The 24,090-nt window shown below is 61.9% G+C and carries 25 protein-coding genes; 3 read left to right on the top strand and 22 right to left on the bottom strand.

Translation table 11 applies throughout. The features are described from left to right. Nucleotides 1-16: 16 nt before the first annotated feature. The 17 genes from BLR29_RS13845 to BLR29_RS13765 form a co-directional block, all read right to left on the bottom strand. Complete coding sequence (locus tag BLR29_RS13845) at nt 17-958, bottom strand: dihydrodipicolinate synthase family protein (RefSeq protein ID WP_092137575.1); 942 nt, start codon at nt 956-958, stop codon at nt 17-19. Nucleotides 959-982: 24 nt separating this feature from the next. Continuing rightward, entirely contained in the window at nt 983-1,849 is an 867-nt protein-coding gene (locus tag BLR29_RS13840; RefSeq protein WP_092137574.1) for an IclR family transcriptional regulator, read from the bottom strand. Between the two features lie 368 nt (nt 1,850-2,217). Further along, nucleotides 2,218-3,348 carry a DSD1 family PLP-dependent enzyme gene (locus tag BLR29_RS13835; RefSeq protein ID WP_092137807.1) on the bottom strand — a complete coding sequence of 377 codons (1,131 nt, stop codon included), beginning with the start codon at nt 3,346-3,348 and terminating at the stop codon, nt 2,218-2,220. A gap of 156 nt (nt 3,349-3,504) precedes the next feature. After that, nucleotides 3,505-4,425 carry a LysR family transcriptional regulator gene (locus BLR29_RS13830; RefSeq protein WP_092137573.1) on the bottom strand — a complete coding sequence of 307 codons (921 nt, stop codon included), beginning with the start codon at nt 4,423-4,425 and terminating at the stop codon, nt 3,505-3,507. Between the two features lie 153 nt (nt 4,426-4,578). After that, entirely contained in the window at nt 4,579-4,941 is a 363-nt protein-coding gene (locus BLR29_RS13825; protein ID WP_255371229.1) for a SorB family sulfite dehydrogenase c-type cytochrome subunit, read from the bottom strand. A 15-nt stretch (nt 4,942-4,956) separates the two neighbouring features. Next, a complete protein-coding gene (locus BLR29_RS13820) occupies nt 4,957-6,204 on the bottom strand; it encodes a SorA family sulfite dehydrogenase catalytic subunit (protein ID WP_092137572.1) in 1,248 nt (415 codons plus the stop codon). Nucleotides 6,205-6,373: 169 nt separating this feature from the next. Next, complete coding sequence (locus tag BLR29_RS13815; RefSeq protein ID WP_092137571.1) at nt 6,374-7,117, bottom strand: sulfite exporter TauE/SafE family protein; 744 nt, start codon at nt 7,115-7,117, stop codon at nt 6,374-6,376. A gap of 132 nt (nt 7,118-7,249) precedes the next feature. Then, a complete protein-coding gene (locus BLR29_RS13810) occupies nt 7,250-8,356 on the bottom strand; it encodes a Bug family tripartite tricarboxylate transporter substrate binding protein (protein WP_092137570.1) in 1,107 nt (368 codons plus the stop codon). A gap of 275 nt (nt 8,357-8,631) precedes the next feature. After that, nucleotides 8,632-9,546: a LysR family transcriptional regulator gene (locus BLR29_RS13805; RefSeq protein WP_092137569.1), complete on the bottom strand. Its 915-nt coding sequence runs from the start codon at nt 9,544-9,546 to the stop codon at nt 8,632-8,634. Nucleotides 9,547-9,625: 79 nt separating this feature from the next. Then, nucleotides 9,626-10,459, bottom strand: a complete 834-nt coding sequence (locus BLR29_RS13800; protein WP_092137568.1) for an amidohydrolase family protein — start codon at nt 10,457-10,459, stop codon at nt 9,626-9,628. 35 nt (nt 10,460-10,494) lie between these two features. Then, nucleotides 10,495-11,178, bottom strand: a complete 684-nt coding sequence (locus BLR29_RS13795) for a fumarate hydratase C-terminal domain-containing protein (protein WP_092137567.1) — start codon at nt 11,176-11,178, stop codon at nt 10,495-10,497. Next, nucleotides 11,172-12,107: a fumarate hydratase gene (locus tag BLR29_RS13790; RefSeq protein ID WP_092137566.1), complete on the bottom strand. Its 936-nt coding sequence runs from the start codon at nt 12,105-12,107 to the stop codon at nt 11,172-11,174. Before BLR29_RS13790 ends, BLR29_RS13795 begins: the two co-directional genes overlap by 7 nt. A 12-nt stretch (nt 12,108-12,119) precedes the next feature. Continuing rightward, on the bottom strand, nt 12,120-13,868 hold the full coding sequence (locus BLR29_RS13785; RefSeq protein WP_092137565.1) for an L-aspartate oxidase: 1,749 nt from the start codon (nt 13,866-13,868) through the stop codon (nt 12,120-12,122). Nucleotide 13,869: 1 nt separating this feature from the next. Beyond that, nucleotides 13,870-14,217: a succinate dehydrogenase/fumarate reductase transmembrane subunit gene (locus BLR29_RS13780; protein WP_092137564.1), complete on the bottom strand. Its 348-nt coding sequence runs from the start codon at nt 14,215-14,217 to the stop codon at nt 13,870-13,872. Continuing rightward, on the bottom strand, nt 14,214-14,549 hold the full coding sequence (locus tag BLR29_RS13775) for a succinate dehydrogenase (RefSeq protein ID WP_092137563.1): 336 nt from the start codon (nt 14,547-14,549) through the stop codon (nt 14,214-14,216). Before BLR29_RS13775 ends, BLR29_RS13780 begins: the two co-directional genes overlap by 4 nt. 2 nt (nt 14,550-14,551) lie before the next feature. After that, the gene (locus BLR29_RS13770; RefSeq protein WP_092137562.1) at nt 14,552-15,286 is read right to left on the bottom strand and encodes a succinate dehydrogenase/fumarate reductase iron-sulfur subunit; all 735 of its coding nucleotides are present in this window, start codon (nt 15,284-15,286) and stop codon (nt 14,552-14,554) included. 18 nt (nt 15,287-15,304) lie between these two features. Continuing rightward, the gene (locus tag BLR29_RS13765; protein WP_092137561.1) at nt 15,305-16,936 is read right to left on the bottom strand and encodes a thiamine pyrophosphate-binding protein; all 1,632 of its coding nucleotides are present in this window, start codon (nt 16,934-16,936) and stop codon (nt 15,305-15,307) included. A gap of 289 nt (nt 16,937-17,225) precedes the next feature. Here BLR29_RS13765 and BLR29_RS13760 point away from each other — a divergent pair, with 289 nt between their 5' ends. Both BLR29_RS13760 and BLR29_RS13755 read left to right on the top strand, forming a co-directional pair. After that, a complete protein-coding gene (locus BLR29_RS13760) occupies nt 17,226-17,693 on the top strand; it encodes a YaiI/YqxD family protein (RefSeq protein WP_092137560.1) in 468 nt (155 codons plus the stop codon). A gap of 34 nt (nt 17,694-17,727) precedes the next feature. Next, nucleotides 17,728-18,207 carry a GNAT family N-acetyltransferase gene (locus tag BLR29_RS13755; RefSeq protein WP_092137559.1) on the top strand — a complete coding sequence of 160 codons (480 nt, stop codon included), beginning with the start codon at nt 17,728-17,730 and terminating at the stop codon, nt 18,205-18,207. A gap of 92 nt (nt 18,208-18,299) precedes the next feature. On the opposite strand, the gene BLR29_RS13750 is transcribed toward BLR29_RS13755, so the two are convergent. Both BLR29_RS13750 and BLR29_RS13745 read right to left on the bottom strand, forming a co-directional pair. Further along, on the bottom strand, nt 18,300-18,782 hold the full coding sequence (locus BLR29_RS13750; protein ID WP_092137558.1) for a DUF4440 domain-containing protein: 483 nt from the start codon (nt 18,780-18,782) through the stop codon (nt 18,300-18,302). 97 nt (nt 18,783-18,879) lie between these two features. Continuing rightward, nucleotides 18,880-19,773, bottom strand: a complete 894-nt coding sequence (locus BLR29_RS13745; RefSeq protein WP_092137557.1) for a dienelactone hydrolase family protein — start codon at nt 19,771-19,773, stop codon at nt 18,880-18,882. 207 nt (nt 19,774-19,980) lie between these two features. On the opposite strand from BLR29_RS13745, the gene BLR29_RS13740 reads away from it, so the two are divergent. Continuing rightward, nucleotides 19,981-20,721 carry a hypothetical protein gene (locus BLR29_RS13740; protein ID WP_092137556.1) on the top strand — a complete coding sequence of 247 codons (741 nt, stop codon included), beginning with the start codon at nt 19,981-19,983 and terminating at the stop codon, nt 20,719-20,721. A gap of 46 nt (nt 20,722-20,767) precedes the next feature. On the opposite strand, the gene BLR29_RS13735 is transcribed toward BLR29_RS13740, so the two are convergent. From BLR29_RS13735 to BLR29_RS13725, 3 genes are all read right to left on the bottom strand, one after another. Then, nucleotides 20,768-21,241, bottom strand: a complete 474-nt coding sequence (locus BLR29_RS13735; RefSeq protein ID WP_092137555.1) for a VOC family protein — start codon at nt 21,239-21,241, stop codon at nt 20,768-20,770. Nucleotides 21,242-21,334: 93 nt separating this feature from the next. Further along, complete coding sequence (gene hmpA, locus BLR29_RS13730) at nt 21,335-22,546, bottom strand: NO-inducible flavohemoprotein (protein WP_092137554.1); 1,212 nt, start codon at nt 22,544-22,546, stop codon at nt 21,335-21,337. A gap of 23 nt (nt 22,547-22,569) precedes the next feature. Further along, nucleotides 22,570-23,622 carry an NAD(P)-dependent alcohol dehydrogenase gene (locus tag BLR29_RS13725; RefSeq protein ID WP_092137553.1) on the bottom strand — a complete coding sequence of 351 codons (1,053 nt, stop codon included), beginning with the start codon at nt 23,620-23,622 and terminating at the stop codon, nt 22,570-22,572. Nucleotides 23,623-24,090: the final 468 nt, after the last annotated feature.

Genomic DNA, 24,090 nt, shown 5'->3' with positions numbered 1-24,090 from the left:
CCGGACCGGTGCCCGATCAGGCTGCGGCTTTCTGGGTGATGCCAGCGTGTTCCAGCGCGGCCTTGATGGCGGCCAGTTCCGCGGCCGAAGGCGCGTGGGTCGGCGGGCGCACGGTGCCATCGCGCAGGATGCCGGCCAGCGCCATGGCGGCCTTCATGCGACCGTGCGCTTCGCCCGTGGGTTCGCCGGCGCCGTACACCGCGTCCTTGAGCGGATTAATCAGCGCTTGCACGCGCATGGCCTCATGCAGGTCACCGGCCTTGACCGCCTTGAGCAAGTCGTTGATCAGGCCGGGAATCAGCGAGGCAAAGCCCACCAGCGCGCCATCGAGCCCTTGCACCAGCGACGCGAGCAGATATTCGTCGTGGCAGGTCATCAGCACCTTGGTGGGGTCGGCGGCGCGGATCTCCTTGATGTCGCGCGCGTACTTGTTCATCTCGCGCTCGCCCATCTTGAAGGCTTTCACATACGGCAGCTTCGCCAGTTCCGCGAGCAACTCGGACGAGTAAGAGCCGCGCGTCCAGGCGGGGTAGATATGCACCACCAGCGGCAGCCCGCTGGCCTTGCCGATGGCGTTGAAATAGTCGAGGCAGTGTTCCGGCTTGAAGCCGAAGCGCAGCCAGTGATGCGGCGGCATGATATCGAGTCCGGCGGCGCCCGCTTCCTTGGCCCAGCCGGCTTGTTCCACGGCGTCATTGATGCCTTCGCACACCACCGACGAGATCACCGGGCAGATGCCCCTGGTGGCATCGGCGGTGATGCGGGTCACCTCGGCGCGTTCGCGCGGCGTCAGCGAGAAGACCTCGCCGGTATGGCCGTTTGTCATCAGCGCGGTCACGCCATCCTGCCCGCCCAGCCATTTGGCGAAGCGGCGCAATTCGGGCTCGTTGATGCTGTAGTCCGCGTTGAAGGGGACTGCGATGGCGGGAATGATGCCGCGGAAGTTGATATCAGACACGTGCGTCTCCTGGTAAGGCTTGCGCTAACGGCGCATTACGTTGGTGGTCAAAGTGGGAGGAATGAATCCTCCGGAGGGTTGCAACGCACGGGCCAGTTCGGTAGCGGCATGCACTACCGCCGGGGCCGTGGTCGATTCGAAATCTTCAAGCGAGGTGTTCATCGCGGGGGCCGCCACGGAGAGGCCCGCAACCGGCACGCCATCCACATCCAGCACCGGCGCGGCGACCACGTAGAGCCCCGATACGGTCTCCTGGTCCGACAGCGCATAGCCCTTGGCGCGCACGATCTTCAGCCGCTCGAGAATGGTGTCGAGATCGGTCAGCGTGTGATCGGTCAGCTTCTGCCGGGGCTGGGCCTCCAGCACGCGGGCCTGCATGTCCTCGGGCAGCCAGGCCAGGAGGGCATAGCCGACGGCCGTGGAATACGCCGGCACCCTGCTGCCGATGCGGATATCGACGCCGAGCCGCGTCAGCCCGGCCTGAATGCGTTCCGCGTAAAGCACGTCCGGGCCATCCAGCACGCCGATGGAAGCGGCTTCGTTGATCTCCCCGACCAGCGCGCGCAGGATCGGTCTGGCCCGGGTGCGCAGGTCGGCATGAGCGATGGCGTCGAAGCCCAGCTTCAGCACCTTCAGCGAGAGCCGGAACAGCCGCGTGTCCGGCACGCGCTGCACATAGCCGATGTCCACCAGCGTGTTGAGAAAGCGGAACGCGGTAGCGTTGTCCAGCCCGGAGCGACGCGCCACTTCCGCCATCGTGAGTTCCGGCTCCTGGGCCGAGAACGCTTCGAGAATGCGGAAGCCCTTCGCCAGCGACTGCACCGTGTTCTTGGATGCGTCGCCCGCGCTGCTTGCCTTCGATGCGGAACGGACTGTGTTCTCGGTCGCCATGTCAATCTCCCCTGTGAGTTCAGCTGGTTCGGTTCGAACCCGGATCGAGTTCGGATTACGAATTTTAATTCGCCGTTCTGACAGAGGAAAGTCCTCGCTCAAGTCTGGTCGGTGGGCTTCGGCATCGCTGCCGGAATCCGTCGAATTCGGATTGCGAATTTTTATTCGCAATACTGGGCGAGAAAAGCGCCGAATGCCGGCGCCCTCCTTCCCCGCGTTACAACCTCTCAAACATCGTAGGTTTTATTCGGATTGCGAATTTATATTCGCGATATGAAAACAGTGTAGACCTCGATTCCGCGGGGGAGCAAGCCCGTTTTTCTTGGGGTTTACACCAGAGCCGCCGCTCTGGTGTCACGCGCAGTGACTTACCAACCGTAGAAGCGTGGCCAGGTTTGAACCGAGCCGTCGTCGCGGACTGCCTGATATTCAGGATGCTGCGCGCCGGTTGCGCAAGCGTGGTTCGGAAGAATCCGCAAGCGGCTACCAATCGGGAAGGTCTTCGCGATGGCCACGTCTGGCTCGCCGTTGCGGGACACGATACCGTGTTCCTGGTTCGCACCGCTCACGACATAGTCGCCGATGACCTCACCGTTCTCCGTGCAAACCTGGCCGTAGCCAAAGTCATGCTGCTGACGCTGCGTGCCACGATCACGACTCATCGCCATCCAGCCCGCGTCAACAATCGCCCAGCCCTTCTCTTCCTGGTGGCCGATGACGGTTGTCAGCACGGATAGTGCGATGTCTGACGTATCGCACACGCCCACGTTGTGCATGACGAGATCGAAAAAGACATACACGCCGGCCCTGACTTCGGTCACACCTTCAAGATGCTCCGCGGATAGTGCCGTCGGCGTGGACCCGATACTGCCGACATCGCAAGGCAGACCTGCGGCGCGCAGGCGTTCGGCAGCCCTGATCGACCCGCTGCGCTCCTGCTCCGCGATCCTGACGAGCGCTTCGCGCGTGTTGTACTCATAGCTCGAGCCCGCGTGCGCAAGTACACCGCCCAGTTTCATCCCGCCGTCCACGAGCGCGCGGCCTACTGCGATCAGCGCATCGCCCTCGGGCGGAATGCCGGAGCGGTGCCCGTCCACGTCGACTTCGATCCAGACTTCGAATCGCTCGCCATGCTCGCGTCCGAAGGTTGCGATGGCCTCTGCAGCCTGTACGCTGTCGGCAACGATCTTGAGGTCGCAACCTTTCCGACGCAGCGCGAGGGCCTGACCCAGCTTGGTCGGCGCCATGCCGACTGCGTAGACGATATCCCGGATGCCGCTGTCGAAAAACTGCTCCGCCTCTTTCAGGGTCGACACCGTGATTCCCTGCGCGCCCGCTGCAATCTGGGCATCAACCACCTGTTTGCACTTCGTCGTCTTGACATGCGGCCGGAACTTGACGCCAAGGCGGCTCAGATGATCTTGCATCCGCTGGATATTGCGGTTCATCCGGCCAATGTCGATCAGTGCGGCGGGGGTGTTCAGGGTCTCGATGGTCACGGTACGGGCCTCTTGCTTGGGGGACGAGATGACATGCGGCATCGCATGTGCCCCCAACTATAGAATCGCGATTGACCTGCGTGCTTAACGTCAGACTAATGGAGCATTAACGCCGATTTAACGGCGTCGGCATCGGGAAAGCGCACCTGTTGAACATCATCGACGCCAGGGCGGCGGGGAAAGCGCCTTTCGCGCTGCGTCCAGGAACGCGCGTTGCCGAATGGAAACGCCAGTACGTGACGGCAAGAGCGCCATGACCGGGGCGGCGGGCAAGCTCCAGTCCGGAAGCAGGCGGACAAGTTTCCCGGAAGCAATCCATGGCGCGACATCCCATTCGGACCGCTCGACGATGCCCAGTCCCGCCAGTGCCCAATCGGAAATAATCGTGCCGTCGTTGGAGGAAAGGATGCCGGAGACACGGATGGTGACAGCCTTTCGCGCGTCGCCGCCTTCGGCGTTGCCTTGATGAAAGCGCCATCGCGTCACATCCTCATCGTTCTCCTTCAGGCAAAGACAGGGAAAGCGCGTCAGGTCGGACGGATGGTCGAGGTTTTTCAGCCGACGGGCATAGGCCGCACTCGCACACAAGATCCGATCGTTGGGCGCCAGCGGATGCGCTATCCACGACGACGATTTCAGCTTGCCGATCGTCACCACCACGTCCGCGCCCGACGCGTCGGCGAGAGGACTCTCCGACAGGTAAAGCGAGATTTCGAGGTTGGCATGCGCGCGATGAAACTCCCGTACGATGGGCGCAACATACTTTCTGCCAAAGCCGAACGGCGCAACGACCCGGAGCTTTCCCCGCAGCTCGCCCTGGTTTCCCGAAATGAACGAAGGCAAGGCTTCCATTCGCTCGAGGATTTCCATGGCTTCCTGATGCAGCCGCTGGCCCTCGTCCGTCAATGAGATTCCTCTCGACTGTCGAACTGCCAGCCGCACGCCGAGGCGCTCCTCGATGCGTTGAAGGCGAATTGTGACGGCGGGAGGCGTCAGATCAAGTCGTTGCGCGGCGGCTGCAAGCGAGGGGGCAGCACCTATCGCACGAATGAGCCGCAGATCGTCGAGGCTAAGCATTAAGGTTTGATTACCGCTGATGGCATGCGGCATTAAAACCGAGTTTCGGTTGCCAGGCTACAGCCGGTTGATTTTGAACCGGCGCCGGCGTGCACTCGACATTCCTCGTCGACCTTATCGGGAAAAAGGAAGCGGCACGTATGCCGCCGCCCGTCACTTCGTATTTGCAGGCGTGGCCGGCGATGCGGCGCCCTCTCTCTCCGCACCGTAGGTCTTCACCAGGTAATCGACAATTGCCGGCATGTCCTCATCCTTGAGCGGCGCGCCAAATGGCTTCTTCATCTTCTTGACCGTCGCCTCCCAATAGGCTCGGGAAGACGTCGTTGGCTGCGTGGCAACGTACTGTGCGGAATGGCACGTCATGCAATTCTGCAAGGCCAGGTTGTATCCGGGCAGACTGCTAGGGTTGTAGCTCGCGGTTTCTTGCGGAAGCTTGATCTCGAGCGCCATCGCCGACGTTGTCACGGAAACTGCGACGAGCGTCACGACGGCAAGCATGGATTTTTGGATCTTCATGGTCGGCTCCGCCATTCACCTGACGACAACGCTGGTGGACTCCACAACGTTCCGCATATATCCAGCGGGATTCCAGTTCGCTGTCAGAGGCTGTGTCTCGCCCGATCGATTCTTCGCACGAACGCGAAGGTCATAGACGCCCTTCCTGACGGGGCGGAACTTCACGCTCCACTCACGGAATGAGTACCGGCCTAGATCCTTGCCCAGGACCGCTGGCTGCCATGTTGCGCCCCCATCATCCGAAAACGCCACTTCCGAAATGCCCTGGCCGCCGTCGAATGCAATCCCCTTCACTGTCACATCCCGGCCTGCCGCGATCACACTATTGTTCATGTGGCTGGTAATGAAAGAGCGAACATTGAAGCGCCCAATCGGCACGGTGCTGGTCGGGGCGGTTCCGGGGGGCACGCACGCGCAGTCATTGTCCGGAATCCGATATGCGGGGTTCATCCAGAAGCCCTCGAAGGGGCGGTCCAGCACCTCGATGTGGGACAGATGTTTCACCCAGTACGTCCCATAGTGCCCGGGAACGACCAGTCGCAGCGGGTAGCCGTTGAGGAAGGGCAAATCCTTGCCGTTCATGGCCCAGGCCAGCATGACCTCGCCATCCAGCGCGTGGTCCATCGTCAATGCCTTGACGAAGTCCGGTCCGGTCTCCAGCGGCGACCGATCCAGTCCGTCAAAGCTCACCTGGACCGCACCCGGCTTGACGCCGGCACGCTCGAGCACAACGCGAAGTGGAATCCCGGTCCAGCGTGCGTTTCCCATTGCGCCGTTGCCAAGCTGGCCGCCATTGACGCGCGGCGAGAAGAAGCCTCGGCTATTGCCGGAACACTGATTGACGGCCACAACGTCCACGGCATCGCCGAGCTGTCGCAACGCCTGGAGCGAAAGGTCCAGCGGCTTCGAGACGTGTCCATCGATCTTGAGCCGATACGTCGCGGGGTCGATCGATGTGGGTATGCCACTCCAGTGATAACGCACGAAGAAAGCATCGTTCGGCGTGATCACGTTCTCGCCGAACACCTCGAAGGGCGTCTCGAGCTGGGGCGGTCGATTCGTCAGCAGGATCAGCGGCCGCTTCTGAGGAAACGCCACCAGCTCGCGGTGCCCATTTTCGAAAGGCATCTCCCTGGTGCGCGTGGCACCCAGCGCGTTCGGCGCCGTAAGGCCCAGTGAGGCTTGCAAAGCCAACGCCGCGCCACCCGTCAGTACCCGGCGACGGTTGTGGTCGACATCCGCGATCGTGTCAGTCTTGTCCATCGTGTCTCCCCTCGCGTGGCAGATCTCGAATCCGTCGCCACACCCTTATTAATAGCCGCTCAGGCTAGAGGAACCAAGTCATCACGTACAACAGATGATTTCGCTATCCGTAACCTGAAAAGTCGATCATCAGTTAGTCCCGTATCGATGTGGCCGGCGAAAGGTCCTGTCAATGCATCATCAGGCCCCGGCACAGCACCGAAATGCCACTGGCGCAGAGGAAAATCAGAAGCGCGCGACGCACGGCATCGGAAGAGAACCTTCGACGCAGGCGTGAACCGATCGCCAGGCCAACGAGGCTGAATGGCATCGCGATTGCGGCGCTGCGCAACAAATCCCCTTGCTGCAGGAGCCCGCTGCTTGCAAACGCCACCAGACGCGCCAGCGCGCTGACAAGGATGACAGCCGCGATGGTCGATCGAAACTGGTCGATGTGCGGCAGTCGTCTGGATAGATACATCGTGTAGATGGGGCCACCCGTTCCGAACAGCGCACTGAACACGCCGCCCACGACGCCCGCAGGTACCGACCATCCTTTCGCCGCAGCCTCCGTTCGCGCCGTGGAGGCAAGGAGCATCCGGCCTGTCATGATCAGTACAAACAACCCGAGCCCGACCAGGAGCCAACGTGACTCGATCCTCGCCAGCACCGTCGTGCCCAGCACCACGCCGACCATCATGAACGGAAGCAGGCGCAACAGTTCCGGGCGAGAGACAGAGCTCCAGTTGCGCAGGCCGACCATGGTGGTCGTCACAAGATCGAGCAATAGCAGCATCGGCACCACAAACTGCAGTGGGATGAATTGCACCAGGATTGGCACGGCGACCATCGCCGCACCGAAACCGGTGAGTCCAAATACCGTGTAGGCCCCGGCAACGGTAGCCCCTAGTACTGCATAGTGTTCAGTCCCCATCGCTTGTCGGTCGTATTGTTGTGAGCGTTACTGCATCCTGATTCCCGCACGCCTGGCGACGGTAGTTCCACCGCCAGGTCGGCGCCCGGAGCCATCCTCCGCACATGTCCCGCAGGCGCCTTTGTGTTCCGACTAATTGGCGGAGATCTTCCGTTTCGCCACCAGCAGCTTCCAGCGACCGGACTCCTGGGCAATTTCCTCAGGGAGGCGGCCCGTTGGCGTTAGTGTCCTGGTCATGCCCTGCGCGGCCAGATAGCGCTGCATGCCCGGTTCCGCAGTCGCCTTCTCAAGGTCGGCATACATCCTCGCCGTCAGTTCCTTCGGCGTACCGGCCGGGGCCATCAGCGCGAACCAGCCATAGAACGTGAAGCCCTGCAGGCCAGCCTCGGCGACGGTCGGCACATCAGGCAGCAGCGTCGACCGCTCCTTGCCCGTCACGGCCAGCGCGCGAATACGACCGCCCTTGAGCAGCGGCGAGATCGCATTGATGTTGCCCACCGTCATGTCGACCGTTCCAGCCATCAGATCGGCATAGGCGGGGCCCTCACCCTTGTACGGCACGTGCACGACCTCGATGCCAGCGGCTTCGGAAAAGGCCTCGCTGGCGATATGCACCTGACTGCCATTGCCTGCCGACGCGAAGGACAACTTTCCGGGATGGGCCTTTGCATAGCTGACGAGTTCGGCCACCGTCTTTGCCGGGACTTTCGCGTTGACCGTCACCACCATCGGACCACTGGCGATCTTGCTGATCATCTCGAAGCTTTCGGCGGAATACGGGAGCTTCTGGTAGATGAACGGGTTGACCGTGAACATGCTGCCCGAGGCAAGCAATAGCGTGTAGCCGTCAGGCGTCGACTTGGCAACGGCTTCGGCGCCCACGGCACCGCCGGCGCCGGGCCGGTTATCCACGACGACGGGCTGCTTCCACTGCTTCCCGAGCTCGACGGCCACCGCGCGCGCCAGCAGATCGGTCGCACCGCCAGCCGCGAACGGCACCACCAGACGTATCGGCTTGCCCGGCCATTCCTGCGCCTGGGCGGGCACCATGTATAGCGGTGCGATCGCGAACGCAAACATCGCCACCGCCGTCGACGTGCGGTAGCGCGGAGCATCCGCGTCCCTGCACAGCTCCTTCACGATGGGATGCTGGCGCTTCCGGCGCAGCCATTGCCGCCCCGATTGCTGCAGCCCCTCAAGCCAGTCTCCGATGGCCGTTCGCGTGCCCTGTGATTTCATCGTTGTCTCCTTTGTGGTGCCGCCATGATTCGCGGCTATTGTGTGCGCTGTTGCTTCTTGTTCTTATGGAGCCTAGTTTCTGGTTCTATCGAACGGAAATGGGATATTGCATTCACCGTGATCGATAAAACTTGTTATCGCGTACTGCAAGAAAACATGCGCCCCGGTCTTCCGAATGGAAGACATCATTCCCAATCAGCGCGCGGAAAATCATGGCGATCCGGATAGCGCCCGCATCGGTCGCGAGACCGTCGCACAGCGCGTCGTCACCGTCATCACCCCTTGCCCACCAGCTTCGGGCGGCCATCGTCCGGTGTGCTCGCAGGTGTCGTGACAGCCGTCAGCGCCTCCAGCAGCAACCTCGAAAGATGGGCGCGGGGGTTGTCACGCGGCACCAGGATCCCGAGTCGACGCATCAGTGGTGGCGAACCGAACGGGATGGTGCGAATGGAGGCCGGAAACTCGTTCTCGACGCCACGGGCCGGCACCACCGACGATCCGAGACCATTGGCCACCATGGCAATGACGCCTTCGAGCGTATCGATTTCCATGGTGGACCGGACGGCGATCTGTCGTCGCACCATTTCCTCCTGGACCAGCAACCCGACCCGCGCCGTGCGGTTGAATCGCACGTAGGGCGTGGTTTCCAGCACACCCTTGTCGGAATCTCCTCGCGTGGTGGCATGCGTGATCACCACGAACTCTTCGTTGAAGAAAGGCATGAACTGAAGGTCGAGCCGGGGAATCTCCGGCTCGGTGACGACGGCGACATCGAGTTGCCGCCGGTATACGGCCCGTTCGAGATCGTGCGTGAGACCCGTGGTCACGTGAACGTCGATGCGGTGTCCCTGCTGGTGGAGACGCTTCAAGGCAAGGGGCAACACCCCCGAGACGCACGTGTGGACCGATCCCAGCTTGAGCACGCCTCCGGCCGCTTCGCGCTTGAGCGCCGCGCTCATGCTCTCCCAATGCGTCAGCAGGTCCCGGGCGCGATTCGTGAACGCCAGTCCAGCGTCTGTCAGTACCGGCGGTCGGCGGCTGCGATCGAAGATCGTCATGCCCAGTTCTTCTTCGAGCGCGCGCATTTGCATGCTGACGGCCGAGACCGTCAACCCGATGGCGTTGCCTGCCACGGCGAAGCTGCCTCGATCCGCAATGGCTACCAGTGTGTAAAGCGTCTTGACGTCCATGTCTGACCCTTTGATGGGGATTCAGCCCGCCAGATAGCGTGCCGCGCCGCCATATTGCCGCATCGGCATGCGCGCGAGCCTAGAGACCCAGCAAGCGACGCGCGTTGCCGCCCATCACCTTCTCCATGTTCTCGGGACGGATCGGCAACGTCTCGAACCACTGCTTGTAGTCCCGTACCGGGCAAAACGGGAACGAGCTGGCGTACAGCATCCGGTCGGCCAGGAAGGAATCCGCGGCTTTCACGTACTCCTCCCAACCCGGCATCCGCGAGAAATACATGTCCGGCGAGAGGTACATGTTCTGGCGGCGGAACGCGATATGAAGGATCTCGGTCACCCAGGGCCAGCCGCCATGCACGACGACGACCTTCAGCTTCGGGAAATCCGTCAGGACACGATCGGTGCGGATGGGATCGGAGTAGCTCAGATCCGGCCCGGCGGTGCCGCCCACCATCATGATCACGGGTACGTCCAGGTCTTCGCAGTGCGCGTAGATCGGGTACAGGCGACGATCGTCCGCGTACATCGGAATCGGGTAGGACCCCGGCTCGATATTGATGGCCTTGAAGCCACTGGCGACCGCATCCGAAATGGTCTTGCACGCCGCCACGCGGTTCGTCGGATCGATCGACGCGGCACCGATGAAGCGCCCCGGGTAGTCCCGCACGATCCGCGCCACGTCGTCGTTCGACACGCTACCCAGCGTGCCGGCGAGCCGTCCCACCACGACGCCCTTGTCGACGCCGGCTTCATCCATCTCCTTCATCAGCAGGTCCATCGATTGCTGCTGCGCGGCCGGGGAAGGTTCGAAGCCGACCGTTCGGGTAAAGCCGTCGCGACGCTCGCCGGCCGAGTACATCAACGTATCGAGAAAGCCGCCGACCGGCGGGCGGAGTCTGAAATCAATGATCATGTCGTGTTCCTGGCTGTTGTCGTGCGGCAGTGGCTTTACATCACCTCGTTCTTGCGATCGTCGGTCTCGCCGTATCGGTGCAGAGCGGGAGGCTTGAGGCCGGCGTACAGCTTCTCGATTCCTGCGTTGATGACCTCGGCGTGCTGCGCAAACAGCGAGTTGCCTTCCAGGTCGCTCTCGACGATAAACGGGCCGAAGTTTTCGACCTCGAACATCCACATCGCCTGCGCGATGCCGAGTTCGTCCAGCCAGAACACGTCTTTCACCTGCTTGATGCCCCGGCCGAGCAGCGCGCCCGTGCCATAGCCAACGGTCGTCAGATAGATCGCCCCGCCGGGCGCAAGCACCCGTTTGTAGTCATCGGCAGGCATGCCGCCCTTGCCGATAAAGATGCGGCACGCGGTTTTCTCCATCCACTTTGGAATCCATTTGGAGAACCGGAAGCTGGCCGTCGCGGTCACCGCGCCGACGTTGTAGCTGCCATCCGCATTGGGCGCCGCCGCCGGCGAGCAGTGGAAATTGACGTTGCTGAGCCCACGCAAGTCCACCGGCGGCTCCAGGCCCTCGTCGAGCACCTTCTTGTAGATGCCTTCGCGGGCGGTATAGATCAAGCCGTTCAGATAGACGGCCGACCCCAGCTCAAGCTTGGCGATGTCTTCCGTGGTCGCTGGCAGGTTGATGTGGAAGACCTTCAGTTCATCGTCTTGCGGGCTTACCATTCGACCGTCTCCCTGCGCAGATAAGGGGTGAACCACTGGGGGTCCGTGCGATATTCGATATTGCCGTCAGCGTGAATGCGGGCCGTGGCGCGTCGCGACGACAGACAGAACGTGTGAAGGCTGATCGGCATGCCGCCCGTGTGGGTGTGGCCCACCTCGATATGGCAGTCCACCACCATCGATGAGCCGACGAAGCCCATGGCACCCATGCCGATCGAGTTTCCGAGCTTCATGAGTTCGAGTTCAAGCTCGGCGATCTTCGGATCGGGATTGCGATCGCCCACGACGCGCAGACACGCCGCCTGCTTGCCAAGCTGCATGCACGTATCCTTCGACCCGCCCAAGCCGATGCCGACGATGGCGGGCTGACAGGCCAGTCCACGCTTGCCGAAGGCAATCAGGGTGTCGAGCACGAAGCGCTTGATACCGTCGATCCCGTCACCCGGGAACAGCATCCGGTAGTCGGTGCCGAACAACCCACCCTTGTGCACCGTCGTGATGTCGACCCAGTCGGCTTCCGGTTCGAATGACCATTCGATCTCAGGCGCATTGATGCCGACGTTGTTGTTGTTATCGGTGCGCCAGAGCGGATGCACGCGGTTCGGACGCAGCGGCACCGCCAGCGTGGCGTCTGCCGTGGCCTTGCGCAGCGCGCGCTCGACGGCAACGAACCCACGCTGCACCGAGGCGTTGTTGCCAACCTTGACGTAGTAGCGCGGCAGGCCGGTGTCGGCGCACATGGGCCGGCGGTCCTCGTCCGCGGCTTCCCAGTTGTCCTGCATCGCATGGATCACGAAGCGCGGCAGCTTGCCGGTCTCGGTCTTCTGCAACGCCTGGATGCCTTGCTTGTAGTCCTTGGGGATCTCGATCGCGGCGCGCTTCATGATCTCGAACGCGGCTTCCTCGACCCGATCGATGGAGATGGTCATCGTAGCGGTCCTCTATGCAGCAATTTTTGGGGGTTGACCGGCCTCGCCGGCAATCAGTGACGTGCCCGGCGTGACGATGTCGAACTTCACCGGAACCATCTCCAGGCGAATATCGTCGCCGTCCGCGGTCACGCGGGTGTAGCGGCTGCTGTGCAGATCACCGGGCTCCGGAAAGTCTTCGCGGAAATGCGCGCCCCGGCTGTTCTCGCGGGCCAGCGCGGAAACGGTAATCACGCGCGACATGTCCACCAGGCTCTGCAGATTGAGCCAGTCGTGCCAGGTGACGTTGTATCGGCGGTCGCCATCGGGAACGCCCATGGCCAGCAGTGCGGCATTGTGCGAGGTCACCGATTCGAGGCCCCGGCGCATCGCCTGTTCGTTGCGCAGGACGCCAACGTCGTCCCACATCGTTTGCGCCAGCGCATCGCGCAATTCGTGGATGGCACCGGGCGTCTTCGAGAAGGGATACTCGGCACGATCGATCCCGCTCACGATCACGCGCTTGTCCGGCTCCTTCCAGTGCTGCACGCCGCTCGCATACGCGGCCATCGAATCGCCGGCGATGCCGCCGAACACGGTCGAATTCGCCACGCCATTGCCACCGAGTCGATTGGCGCCGTGCACGCCGCCGCAATCCTCGCCGGCGGCAAACAGGCCGGGCGAAGCCGTGCTGCAATCCACGTCGAATTCCACGCCGCCCATCAGATAGTGCGCGGTGGGCACCACCTCCACGCGCCCGCCAGCGAGATCGAAACCGCAGTCCTTGCAACGGTTGACCATCCCCGGGAATGACTTGGCGACCTTCTCGGGACCAAGATGGCTCATCTGGATATACACACCACCCATCGGGCCGGTCCGGCCGGCGCGCATCTCTGCATAGATGCCGCGGCTGACGACGTCCCGCGTCGCACGCTCGCCGCGCGCGTCGTAGTTCGTCATGAAGCGGTCGCCATTGCCATTGATCAGCCAGCCGCCAGCGCCACGCAGCCCTTCTTCGAGCACCGTGCCGGTCATGCGGGTATCCGGGCCACCGAGCAGGCCGGTGGGGTGGAACTGCACCATCTCCATATCGCGCAGGCTCAGGCCGTAGCGCATGGCCATCGCCAGGCCGTCGCAGGTCTTGTCACCGGAAGGCGTGTGGTAGCGGTACATGGTCGGGCCGGCACCGGTGGCCAGCAGCACCGCCTTGGCCTGAACGAAGCGATACGTGCCACGGCGCATGTCGATGAACAGCACGCCGGAGATGCCCGATCCATCCGCCGCCGGAATCAGCTCGATGGCGCGGTGCTCCTCCAGCTCCTCCACATCGAGGGCCCGCACCTGTTCCATCAGACGGTTGATGATCTCGATGCCGGTCAGGTCCGCCTTGTGCACCGTGCGGTCAAAGCTCTGACCCGCGAACGCCTTCTGGTGCAGCGTGCCGTCGGGGTTGCGGTCAAAGAAGCAACCGATCTCGTTTTCAAGTTCACGCACGCGCTCGATCGCGCCTTCGACGAGCCGCCAGGCCAGGTCCTGGCGCGGCAGCCACTTGCCGCCCTCGATGGTGTCCATGAAATGACGTTCGACCGAATCGCCGGTAGACAGCGCCACGTTGTAGCCGCCCTGGACCATCCGGGTGCAGCCGCACTTGCCGAGCAAGCCCTTGACCGCCACGGATACCTTGAGCGCGGGATTCGCCTTCTTGGCATGCAGCGCAGCGAAAAGCCCCGCCCCGCCCGTGCCAAGAATCAGGATGTCCGTCTTGTGGTTCTCGATTTGCATTTCAGATGACTCCCAGGGCAAAGATCACGCCAACGCACAGCGACAGTGCACCACCCCAACTGATCCACGACAGGCGCGCGTCGCGGGTGGAACTCCAGGGCAGCAGTTCAAGCGCCAGCAGTCGCAGGCCAAAGCACATGTGAATCGACAACAGCAGCACCAGACCCCATTCGCCAAACTTGACGGCGCCCATGTCGGCGAATTTCAGGAAAGCGTCCATGCGGGCCTGTTGATCCAGTGCCAGGCCCAGGACATAGAAGTGCGCAGGCAGAAAGATGCCGAGCGCCAGGCCCGACAGACGGTGCCCGAGGAAGGCCCAATAGGCACGGTGGTTTCGCGGAGACTTCATGACAGCAGCCCTCCCACCGCCGCCACGGCACGCAAGCCCATCGACAACAGCAACAGGCCGAACAAGAGGCAGAACACCGATGCGGCGCGACGGCTCAGGCGCGCCCACTCGATCAGGATGTTGCGCAGCCCGATCGGCACATGGACCGCCACGCTGATCACGAACAGCGAATAGAACGGGATCCACAGCAGGCTGCCCTGCGTGCGGGAGAGGATTTCGGCCGCGGTCAAGCCACCTCGCACCGCGTAGAGAATGACACCCAGGTGCACCAGCACGAACGGCGCCATGACCATTGCGCTGAGGCGCTGGAGTGCGAAAAGACGCTGCTCCATGATCAGTCGCCTCCCTTCAGGAATTGCAGCAGGGCGTTCTTCTTCAGACCCGCGATGCTGCCGGTCGGGCTCAGGCTGACCGGGCAGTGCGTCATGCAATTGCCCTGCGTGTGGCAGGAGTTGCAGCCACTGCCGGACGTTGCCTGCTTCAGTACGTCCTTCGGATCGGCATGGCGTTCGTCGTTGAAGAGCGTCCATGCGCGATTCAGCGCGGCGGGCCCGAGGTATTCCTTGTCCCATGCCACGACATCGCATGAGGCATAGCAGACGCCGCAGTTGATGCATTCGATGGCGGCATCGGCCAACTTGCGCTTCTTGCTCGTCGGGGACACCGCTGCCGGTGGGTCATGACGCGTCGCCGTGCCAACGAACGTGTTGCCGGCCTTCTTCCATTTATCGAAGAACTCCGACATGTCGACGACGAGGTCCTTGATACGGGGCATGTTGCGCAGTGGCTCGATGACGATCACACCATCCTCTTCCACCCGACTGACGTGCGTGCGGCAGGTCCAGCGCGGCTTGCCGTTCACCGTCATCGCGCACGATCCGCATACGCCCACGCGGCACGCAAAGCGATATGACAGTGTCGGTTCGATGCGGCGCTGTACCTCGGTCACCACATCGAGAACGGTCTGGTTCTCGCGCCACGGCACCTCGTAGGTCGTGAAATTGCCTGCCTCGGTGCCGCGGGCAATGCGTACCGTAAGCGTGCGCTGCGCGGCCTTTGTCGCCTCCATCACTCTCTCCCGTTTCGTTCAATGCGCTGACGCGCCAACCTGGTTGCGCGCGAAGACCGGCGCAGGATGACCTTCCATCTGTATGTTGATGCAGGCCGGCAAATGGCTGCCGAGCGCCGCCTGAAGGGTTGGCGTCAGTTCGTCCAGACGCCCGACCGATGCGCCAAAGCCGCCCAGTCCGGCCACGGCCGCGTCATAGCGTGCCGATGCGCTCAGCGCGCAACCGATCAGGCGATCCTCGCCATAGGTGCGCTGCTGAATCACGTGCTCGGCGTTCCAGCGCAGATCGTTGCCGATCACGGCCACGATCGCTGCCTGCTCACGCACTGCCGTGTCGAACTCGGACAGATGGAAACCCGTGGTGCCATCGCCCATCAGCAGGACCACCGTCGATTCTGGCCGGGCGATCTTCGCCGCGATGGCGTAGCAGATACCACCGCCGATGGCCCCTGACATGCCATTGATGATGCGGGTCGGCGCATTGCAGAAGGCCTGGGCCCACTGACCGAACTCGCCGCCGTCGCAGACCAGAACCGGTGACGGCACATCGCGCAGAAAGGCGTTGACGGTCTCGCACAGCGCGCGCGGATGAATGGCCGATGGCGACGCCGGGATTGAAGCGCCACGCTCCAGGCTGGCTGCCGCAACACGCGCCACCCATTCGCCTCGGTCGCTGGGCAGCTTGCGCACAGCGGACTCCAGCGCGTCAAGCGCAACGGAGATGCCGGAGAGGCACCGCGCGGCCAGCCTGTCACCGAGCAACCTTTCGGCCCGGCGCAGCATATCGACATCCGGATCGATGACAACGACACGCGCCCCCTTGCCAAAGACGCTCTCGCGGCCAAATCCGGTGGTGAAGTCCAGGCGCTTGCCCAGCAAGATGATCAGGTCGGCTTCGGCGACCACTTCCGCGATCGCGCCGAGCGATGGGTCACGCAAGCCGCGCGGACTTTCCATCGGCACGATGGGAGCGCCTAGCGCCAGGCTTCGAGACTGCAGCGCGGCACGGCTCCGTTCGCGACAGAGCGTCGGACCTGCCAGGATCAGGGGACGTCGGGCGTGGCCAAGCAGATCGGCGATCGACTCGAGGACTGCGGTCGGCGGAGCCACCGGCGCAAGTTCGGGTATCTGCCCGGGCAATGCATCGATGCCGGATTCGCGCGTCATCAGATCAAACGGAAGCGCCAGATGAACGGGGCCGCGCCGGTCCGTCATTGCCGTGGAGATGGCTGTGTCGACGGTGGATACCAGGCTGCGCGCATCGGTGACCCGCTTCGACCACTTGGTCAACGGCGCCGTCATCGCGACCTGATCCAGTTCCTGGAAGGCCCCCATTCCATCTTCCGACACCGGAGAATCACCGGAGAGAAGCAGGACGGGGCTTTCGGCCTGAGCCGCCGAATACAGCGGCGCAATCCCGTTGGCAATGCCCGGCGCTGCCGTCAGCATCGCCACGCCGATTTCGCCAGTCACCTGAGACCATGCATCTGCCATGAACACTGCCGCGGCTTCATGCCTGACATGCACGATGCGGATACCGGCGTCGATGCAGGCGTCGTAGAGCGGCATGATCTGGTTGCCGGAGAGGCTGAAGATCGTGGTCACACCGCGGCGCGCCAGCGCTCGAATGACGAGTTCCGAACCGAGCATTTGTCTCTACCCGACCGTTTTTCGGCCGTGGTCTTTTGTGGTTGTGTTGAATTGAGTTTAAGTAATCGATATTGCTGAAGCAATAAGATATAACTTGATATTTTTTGAACTTAATGCCGAAAAATGGCTTATGGGATACTTGTTTCGCGTTGCGACTAGATCACGGTCGGAGGCGTTGACGAGCGACCTTGCGAGAGAGTCCCCGCAAGTCGTCCACATATACTTGCGACACCCGTGAGGCGTGCAGGCAGTAATATGAGCGCCCCCCACCTGAATTGGAAAATCCGCGATGCAAGTACTGGTTGACGCAGACGCCTGTCCGGTTGTCGTCAAGGAAATGTTGTATCGGGCCGCGCAACGTCTCCAGGTGTGCGTGACGCTGGTGGCGAACCAGTACATGCGTACGCCGCCGTCCCGCTTTATCAAGGCGCTTCAAGTGCCGGCGGGCTTCGACGCCGCCGATGACCGTATCGTCGAACTGGTCGGCAGCGGCGACCTCGTGATTACGGCGGACATACCTCTTGCCGCCGCTGCCCTGGACAAGGGCGCCCATGTGCTCGATCCGCGAGGAAGCTGGTTTAGCCGTGAGAATATCCAGGAGCGCTTGACGATGCGCGAGGTAATGGATCAGCTCCGCGGCTCGGGCGTGGATACCGGAGGCCCGGCACCGTATGCCCCACAGGACAGCAAGGCGTTCGCCGGCCAGCTGGATCGGTTCCTGGCACGCCATGCGCCGCCGCCAAGTGCGGGCGCCTGAAGCGTGCCGGCCACAGCAACGCAAAAGGAAAATAATGCAAACCATCGATTCATCCGCAGCGCCGGTGAAGATCCGTGCAGTCGAGCCGGACGACTTCCCCGCGTGGAAAGTTCTCTGGGATGGGTATAACGCGTTCTACGGCCGGCACGGGGTGACTGCCTTGCCGGATGAAATCACGCTCACGACCTGGTCACGCTTCTTTGATGCGTACGAGCCGATGCATGCACTGGTTGCAGAACAATCCGGCGAGTTGATCGGGCTGGCGCATTTCTTACTGCATCGAAGCACCATTCAACTCAATCCGAACTGTTATCTGCAGGATCTTTTCACTGCCGAGGCAGCACGAGGAAAAGGCGTGGCGCGCAGCCTGATCGATCAGGTCTATGCACGCGCCAGGGCCCTGCGCGCGGGAAGGGTGTACTGGCAGACGCACGAAACGAACATGACCGCCATGCGCCTATATGACACCGTCGCAGACAAGTCCGGATTCGTCGTGTACCGCAAGCAGCTTTGAATCTGGGCGGCGCCTGAGATCACGGTTTTCGATACGTCGCTCGCAGGCAGCCGTCAGGCCCTGCCATCAGGAAGGAAGGGCCTGCACCGAAGTTACGTCTTCTCCGGCATGGCCGACGAATGATGGCTTGTAATCAGCCATTGCGTGCCATCCCAGCGATAGGCGTACGTATAGCGCGCCTTGACGACGGTTCCCGTCCGCGCGAAGGTGAATGTGTACAGCCCGGAATCCACGGCGGAATTGCATCCCAGCTCAATACTGCGGAAATCAATCTTCCCGGACGGACGGTCCTGCAGAAAATGCTGGAAATAGTCTTCCTTCTCCGCGACGGTCACGCGAGGCTTGTTCGAAACCGTCGGAAGAAGAATCGACCGCTCTGCATAGTTGGCCACCACCTTGCGTGGATCGCCCGTCTGCAATGACCGATTCCATCGATCAAACAACCCCGCAATCTCCTGCTCTGACGTGACCTTGCAGCTTTCTGTGCGCGACGCCTGCGTATTGACTGGCGCGCTCTGGTTCGTGGCGCATCCGGCCAGCGCCAAGACCAGGAAAGCAATGGGAAATCGCTTCATGGCAGAACTCCTCGGGTTACGGGTTGAGAGCCAAGGTACGTCGCGTGGAGCATGGTTTCGGACCACCCGTTCCAGCGCGGCGATACTCAACGTCAAACTAACGACCAAATGACTGAGTGAAAAACTGAACTGCAGTTTTTTGCGATTCCTTTGCAACGGCATCATCGCGGCTATGTGTGACATAACCGCCGCGCCCTTCTCGTGCCGCGTTATCCATGTAGGTGCGGTTTTCCTGGGTGTCCCAGCCATGACCGACTCCCCGATAGACGGTCAGGGAAATATGAGCGCGCGCAGTCTCCGACAAGGCGTCAAGAAACTGCTGGCAGGAGTCCGGCTTGTCGTAGTCATCTTTCTCCGCCGCCAGGATAAGAACTGGCGCCCCGGTCATCGCCTGGTAGGTACTCGCCGGGTAGCTTCGGCTGGTTCCCCGAACGACGCCCAACTGTGCAGAGCAGACAGGGTATAAGGCCAAATGAGCGGCGAATTTCGGCGGCGCGGCAACGTAGGCGTTGGCAACCTCGGTCGACGCGGACACGAGGGACAATATGCCGCCCCAGGAAAATCCCATGATTCCAATTCGGGCGGGATCAATGCGCGGATGGGCGGCGAGAAAAACCAGGCTGCCAAAGGTGTGGGGAAGGTTTTCGCGCGTGGTGGATGGGCGGTTGCCCCGCGGAAACAGATCCAGTTCCAGCGTTGCGATGCCGGCATCGTTCAGAACCTTCACATACCCTGCGCCGGTGCGGTCCTGAAGGCCGCCGGAATTATGAATGATGACGACGGCGGGAACACGTTCTGTCGAGGGGGAGGTGGCCGGCAGTTTCAGGTCTCCCCGTACCGCGGTACCGGATTCTTTAAGCGTTTGCGCCGGGAACGTAATCCAGCCCGATTCGATAGAGGGGGCGATAGCTGTCTGGGCGTGCACGGTGACTGTCACGGCACTGGACGCCAGAACCAGGGGCAGAATAAGGGGCAATGGGATGAGCTTCATTGGTTTTCTCCCTCATCTCAAATTCGTCAAGACGCGGTGCCGCGCGCGCCTCTTTCTTATTGCCGCTGCCTGCTGCCTACCCAGGTATTTCAATAGCCGGCCGCGTAGTCCCGAGTATAGGTGGCGAATGACCGGGAAGGAGTCGGCAAGCGCCGCTCACGAGCGCATTGGCAAGGCGACCCACGCCGCCGCATTACACTGCTACAAATGAGCCACAGCCCCCAACATTCCCAAGCCCAAAACGGCCTCATCTCCTATTTCTGGAGTGGCGACGCCATCCGCACCCGGCGCGTGAGCGACATCGTGCTGTCAGGCAGGGTCGACGTGCCCGAGCCGCCGGCCCGTCTGCTGGCGGATTGGGCAAGGGAGATATCGTCCCGCATGACACTGGAACCCGGGGATGTCGAGGTAATGCCTCTGGCACGAGCGCGAACGCGCTGGCCGGACTACTCGCGCTGTGTGCAGGCAGTGTCTGATTGGACGGGCACGCTTGGATTGCCCGGTGTGCTTGCTGCCAGTGACGTCGCGCTCATGGCTTGCCGCGGTGCGAGATACCACCATGACGGCGAGCAGTATGGCGGTGCGGCCTTCTGCAATCTCTTCCTGAGCGAGGACAAAGGGCAGGACGTACATTTTCCGTCGCTGGATCTCCGCATTCCCCTGACCCGGGGCACGGTTCTGATATTCGATACCTGCCAGCCGCATGGCGTCATTCAACGCGGCAGCGGTGGTTTCGATGTGGCCGACTTCCCATCCGATCAGGATTGCACGCAGATATTCCTGACCTGGGAGCTTCCCATCGAGGATGCCCATATCAGGCACGCGCTAGATATCACCTTCGACATCGACCACTCGACCGCGCTGAAGGTGAATGAGGAGCAAGTCCGGCTAAATGACGAAAGGGTCAGCGTGCGCCACGATTCAGGTCGGTGGCGCCGGGCTGACTAATCGCCCCGGAATCGGGGCCACGGGTGGGAACGGTAGTAGGTAGTAATTAGCCGCGCACGGCCGCTTCGATGGTGGCGACGTCGATCTTTCTCATCGGCAACATCGCCTCGAACGCGCGTTTCGCCGCGCCGCCACCCTTGGCGAGTGCATCGGTTAGCACACGCGGAGTGATCTGCCAACTAATGCCCCACTTGTCCTTGCACCAGCCGCATTGGCTTTCCTGCCCGCCATTACCGACGATCGCGTTCCAGTAACGGTCGGTCTCTTCCTGATCATCGGTCGCGATCTGGAAAGAGAAGGCCTCGCTGTGCTTGAAATGCGGCCCGCCATTGAGGCCGATACAGGGGATGCCCACGACGGTAAATTCGACAACCAGGGCATCGCCCGCCTTGCCGTCGGGATAATCGGCCGGCGCACGGTGCACGGCGCCGAGGCTGCTTTGCGGAAAGGTCTTGGCGTAGAAGCGTGCGGCCTCTTCGGCATTGTGTTCGTACCACAGGCAGATCGTGTTCGTTGCCATCTTGAATGACTCCTTTTGCCAATCAGTGAGAAAACGGCGACTGCGTCCCGCGAGATCGTGCCCGCGAGTGGTGGTTCCCTGCCATTCAGCAAATTATTCAGCAAACAAGTCCGGGCCAAACACCTCGTAGTGGATACGCGCCTCACGCACACCCAGATCCTTGAGCGCGTCATGTTGCATCCGCATGAATGGGATCGGACCGCAAATATAGTAGTCAGCGTCGGGCAGCAGGATGGAATCCTTGATCGACCGGGTGTCGACCAGCCCCGTGAAATCATAATCCCGGCCGGCAACATCGCCCGGTAGTGGATCGTCGTAGAACACGATCACGCCAAGATTGGTATGTGTCTTGGCGGTCTCGCGCAGACGGTCGCGCATTGCGTGTACTTGGCCGTTTCGCGCACCGTGAACGAACACCACTTGCCGCTGCGGATCCTGAATGGCGCGTCTGAGCATGCTGACCATCGGCGTCAGCCCAACGCCTCCGCTAATCAGGACGATGGGCGTCCTGGCATTAACGTCGATATGAAAGCTGCCGTAAGGTGCGGTCAGCTTGACGATATCGCCGACATTGACATGATCGTGCAGCAGGCATGAGACATAACCGGGGGGCTGCGGACCACCCGACTCGCGTTTCACCGAGATTCGATAACTGTGCCCATTTGGCATGTCCGACAGACTGTATTGGCGAATTTGCTGCAAGCCCAGTGCGGGTACATCCACCGCAATGCCGATGTACTGACCAGGTTCGAAATTCACCACCGGCCCACCATCAGTCGGCTCAAGAATGAACGACGTAATCACGCTGCTTTCAGGATGCTTCTCGCGCACGACAAAGGTACGCCATCCAGTCCAGCCGCCCAACTGCGCAGCAGATTGCTCATACAACTCGCTCTCCATGCCCATCAGGACGTCGGCCAGATTGCCGTAGGCCTGGGCCCATGCGGAGATAATCTCGTCAGTCGCCGCGTCGCCCAGGATTTCCTTGATCGCAGCCAGCAGGTGTTCACCCACAATGGGGTATTGCGCCGGCTGAACCCCCAGGCTGGTGTGCTTGTTGGCAATGTTCTTCAGCACGGCGCCAAGGCTGCCAGGGTCCTCGATATTCTCCGCATACGCGTAGACGGCGCGCGCCAGCGCCTGCTGCTGTTGCCCCTGCTCCTGATGCGCCATGTTGAACACATTCCTGAGCTCGGGGTGCGCTTCGAACATACGCTTATAGAAGCACTTGATAATGTCGTAACCGTGTTCGGCCAGCACCGGTGCCGTGGCCTTTACGATGTCCTTCGTCTTCTGCGTCAGCATGATGGGCGCCCTCCCCTCCGGACCTAAATGGTCGACATATCGATCACGAACCGGTACTTCACGTCGCTCTTCTTCATGCGTTCGAAGGCGGATTCGATATCCTTCATCGCGATCATTTCGACGTCCGACGTGATGCCATGCTGTGCGCAGAAATCGAGCATCTCCTGCGTCTCGGGAATGCCGCCAATCAGTGAACCCGCAAGGCCACGCCGCTTGAAAATCAGATTGGCAACGCCGGGCGATGGATGAGGGCTATCCGGTACGCCAACCATCGTCATCGTGCCATCGCGCTTGAGCAAAGGAATAAAGGCATCCAGGTCGTGGGGCGCGGCCACGGTATTGAGAATGAAATCGAAGCTCGATGCATGCGCCGCCATCTCGTCCGGGTTGCGCGATACCACGACTTCATCGGCACCGAGATGCTTCGCATCCCGGATCTTTGCCGGCGACGTGGTAAATGCCACCACATGCGCCCCCATCGCGTGAGCCAGCTTGATACCCATATGGCCGAGGCCGCCAATGCCGGCGATGCCCACCTTCTTGCCCGGTCCCGCGCCCCAGTGCCGCAGCGGCGACCACGTGGTAATGCCCGCGCATAGCAACGGGGCGGCCGCTGCCAGCTGTTCGGCGCGGTGCGAGATTCTGAGCACGAAGTGCTCGTCCACGGTAATGGCTGCCGAATAGCCGCCGTACGTATTTTCGCCAGTGCCGTCGAGCCAGCCGTTATAGGTCTGCAGGAAGCCATGCGGCCCCTCGCAGTACTGCTCCAGTCCATCCTGGCAGGCAACGCACTGGCGACAACTCCCAACCATGCACCCGACACCAACGACGTCTCCCACGCGATGCCTGGAGACCGATTTCCCCGCCGCGCTCACACGGCCGATGATTTCATGCCCCGGCACCAGCGGATAGCGCATGCCTTGCCACTCGGCGCGCGCCGCATGCAGGTCCGAGTGGCAGACACCGCAGTACAGAATATCGATGGCAACGTCCAGATCACCCACCGGTGGCCTGGCAATCGTGGAGGGACCCAGCGGTGTCGTGGCCGACTGCGCGGCATAGGCTTTCGTCGTCATTTGCACCCCCTCGTTCGACTCGAACTGATGTTATAGGGCGTGCATGGCGCATGCGCAATGTCGGCAGCCACTGCGCCGGCAACCGGGCTGTCCATGGCACGTATCCGGCACAACGCGTTCTTTTGCGAAGGGAATTCAACGCGGCTGGTGCGAGCAGCGGCGGATCGCGTGGCGGATTGTGCCGCGACTTGCTCCGGGCCCTGTCGACCACCACCGCTCCGGTGATGGCGTCCGGGCATCAGCAAACTCAAGGATTGCGGCGACCTTGCGACAGCACCCAGGGCATGGCTCCCACGGCCTCCGCCTGGGAAATCATTGGAGCCGACGCCTTTCGCCGATCTGCGGCCCAGTTGAGGGCGCAGAACGACCCATAACTGTTATCCGGCGAGCCGTTTGCGTATGACTGCTCCCAAAGCCGCATTAGACGTCCGTGCCACGGTCATTGCGGGCCAAATAGCTATTCTGGCG

Source organism: Cupriavidus sp. YR651 (assembly GCF_900101625.1).
GTDB lineage: Bacteria > Pseudomonadota > Gammaproteobacteria > Burkholderiales > Burkholderiaceae > Cupriavidus.
Note: the sequence above shows the minus strand (reverse complement) of the source record. Positions and strands in the feature narration are given on the sequence as shown.

Excerpts from the sequence above, each read along its gene's own strand:
- BLR29_RS13840 (WP_092137574.1), bottom strand. The coding sequence starts at position 1,849 with ATGGCGACCGAGAACACAGTCCGTTCCGCATCGAAGGCAAGCAGCGCG.
- BLR29_RS13830 (WP_092137573.1), bottom strand. The coding sequence starts at position 4,425 with ATGCTTAGCCTCGACGATCTGCGGCTCATTCGTGCGATAGGTGCTGCC.
- BLR29_RS13825 (WP_255371229.1), bottom strand. The coding sequence starts at position 4,941 with ATGAAGATCCAAAAATCCATGCTTGCCGTCGTGACGCTCGTCGCAGTT.
- BLR29_RS13820 (WP_092137572.1), bottom strand. The coding sequence starts at position 6,204 with ATGGACAAGACTGACACGATCGCGGATGTCGACCACAACCGTCGCCGG.
- BLR29_RS13815 (WP_092137571.1), bottom strand. The coding sequence starts at position 7,117 with ATGGGGACTGAACACTATGCAGTACTAGGGGCTACCGTTGCCGGGGCC.
- BLR29_RS13810 (WP_092137570.1), bottom strand. The coding sequence starts at position 8,356 with ATGAAATCACAGGGCACGCGAACGGCCATCGGAGACTGGCTTGAGGGG.
- BLR29_RS13805 (WP_092137569.1), bottom strand. The coding sequence starts at position 9,546 with ATGGACGTCAAGACGCTTTACACACTGGTAGCCATTGCGGATCGAGGC.
- BLR29_RS13800 (WP_092137568.1), bottom strand. The coding sequence starts at position 10,459 with ATGATCATTGATTTCAGACTCCGCCCGCCGGTCGGCGGCTTTCTCGAT.
- BLR29_RS13795 (WP_092137567.1), bottom strand. The coding sequence starts at position 11,178 with ATGGTAAGCCCGCAAGACGATGAACTGAAGGTCTTCCACATCAACCTG.
- BLR29_RS13790 (WP_092137566.1), bottom strand. The coding sequence starts at position 12,107 with ATGACCATCTCCATCGATCGGGTCGAGGAAGCCGCGTTCGAGATCATG.
- BLR29_RS13785 (WP_092137565.1), bottom strand. The coding sequence starts at position 13,868 with ATGCAAATCGAGAACCACAAGACGGACATCCTGATTCTTGGCACGGGC.
- BLR29_RS13780 (WP_092137564.1), bottom strand. The coding sequence starts at position 14,217 with ATGAAGTCTCCGCGAAACCACCGTGCCTATTGGGCCTTCCTCGGGCAC.
- BLR29_RS13775 (WP_092137563.1), bottom strand. The coding sequence starts at position 14,549 with ATGGAGCAGCGTCTTTTCGCACTCCAGCGCCTCAGCGCAATGGTCATG.
- BLR29_RS13770 (WP_092137562.1), bottom strand. The coding sequence starts at position 15,286 with ATGGAGGCGACAAAGGCCGCGCAGCGCACGCTTACGGTACGCATTGCC.
- BLR29_RS13765 (WP_092137561.1), bottom strand. The coding sequence starts at position 16,936 with ATGCTCGGTTCGGAACTCGTCATTCGAGCGCTGGCGCGCCGCGGTGTG.
- BLR29_RS13760 (WP_092137560.1), top strand. The coding sequence starts at position 17,226 with ATGCAAGTACTGGTTGACGCAGACGCCTGTCCGGTTGTCGTCAAGGAA.
- BLR29_RS13755 (WP_092137559.1), top strand. The coding sequence starts at position 17,728 with ATGCAAACCATCGATTCATCCGCAGCGCCGGTGAAGATCCGTGCAGTC.
- BLR29_RS13750 (WP_092137558.1), bottom strand. The coding sequence starts at position 18,782 with ATGAAGCGATTTCCCATTGCTTTCCTGGTCTTGGCGCTGGCCGGATGC.
- BLR29_RS13745 (WP_092137557.1), bottom strand. The coding sequence starts at position 19,773 with ATGAAGCTCATCCCATTGCCCCTTATTCTGCCCCTGGTTCTGGCGTCC.
- BLR29_RS13740 (WP_092137556.1), top strand. The coding sequence starts at position 19,981 with ATGAGCCACAGCCCCCAACATTCCCAAGCCCAAAACGGCCTCATCTCC.
- BLR29_RS13735 (WP_092137555.1), bottom strand. The coding sequence starts at position 21,241 with ATGGCAACGAACACGATCTGCCTGTGGTACGAACACAATGCCGAAGAG.
- hmpA (WP_092137554.1), bottom strand. The coding sequence starts at position 22,546 with ATGCTGACGCAGAAGACGAAGGACATCGTAAAGGCCACGGCACCGGTG.
- BLR29_RS13725 (WP_092137553.1), bottom strand. The coding sequence starts at position 23,622 with ATGACGACGAAAGCCTATGCCGCGCAGTCGGCCACGACACCGCTGGGT.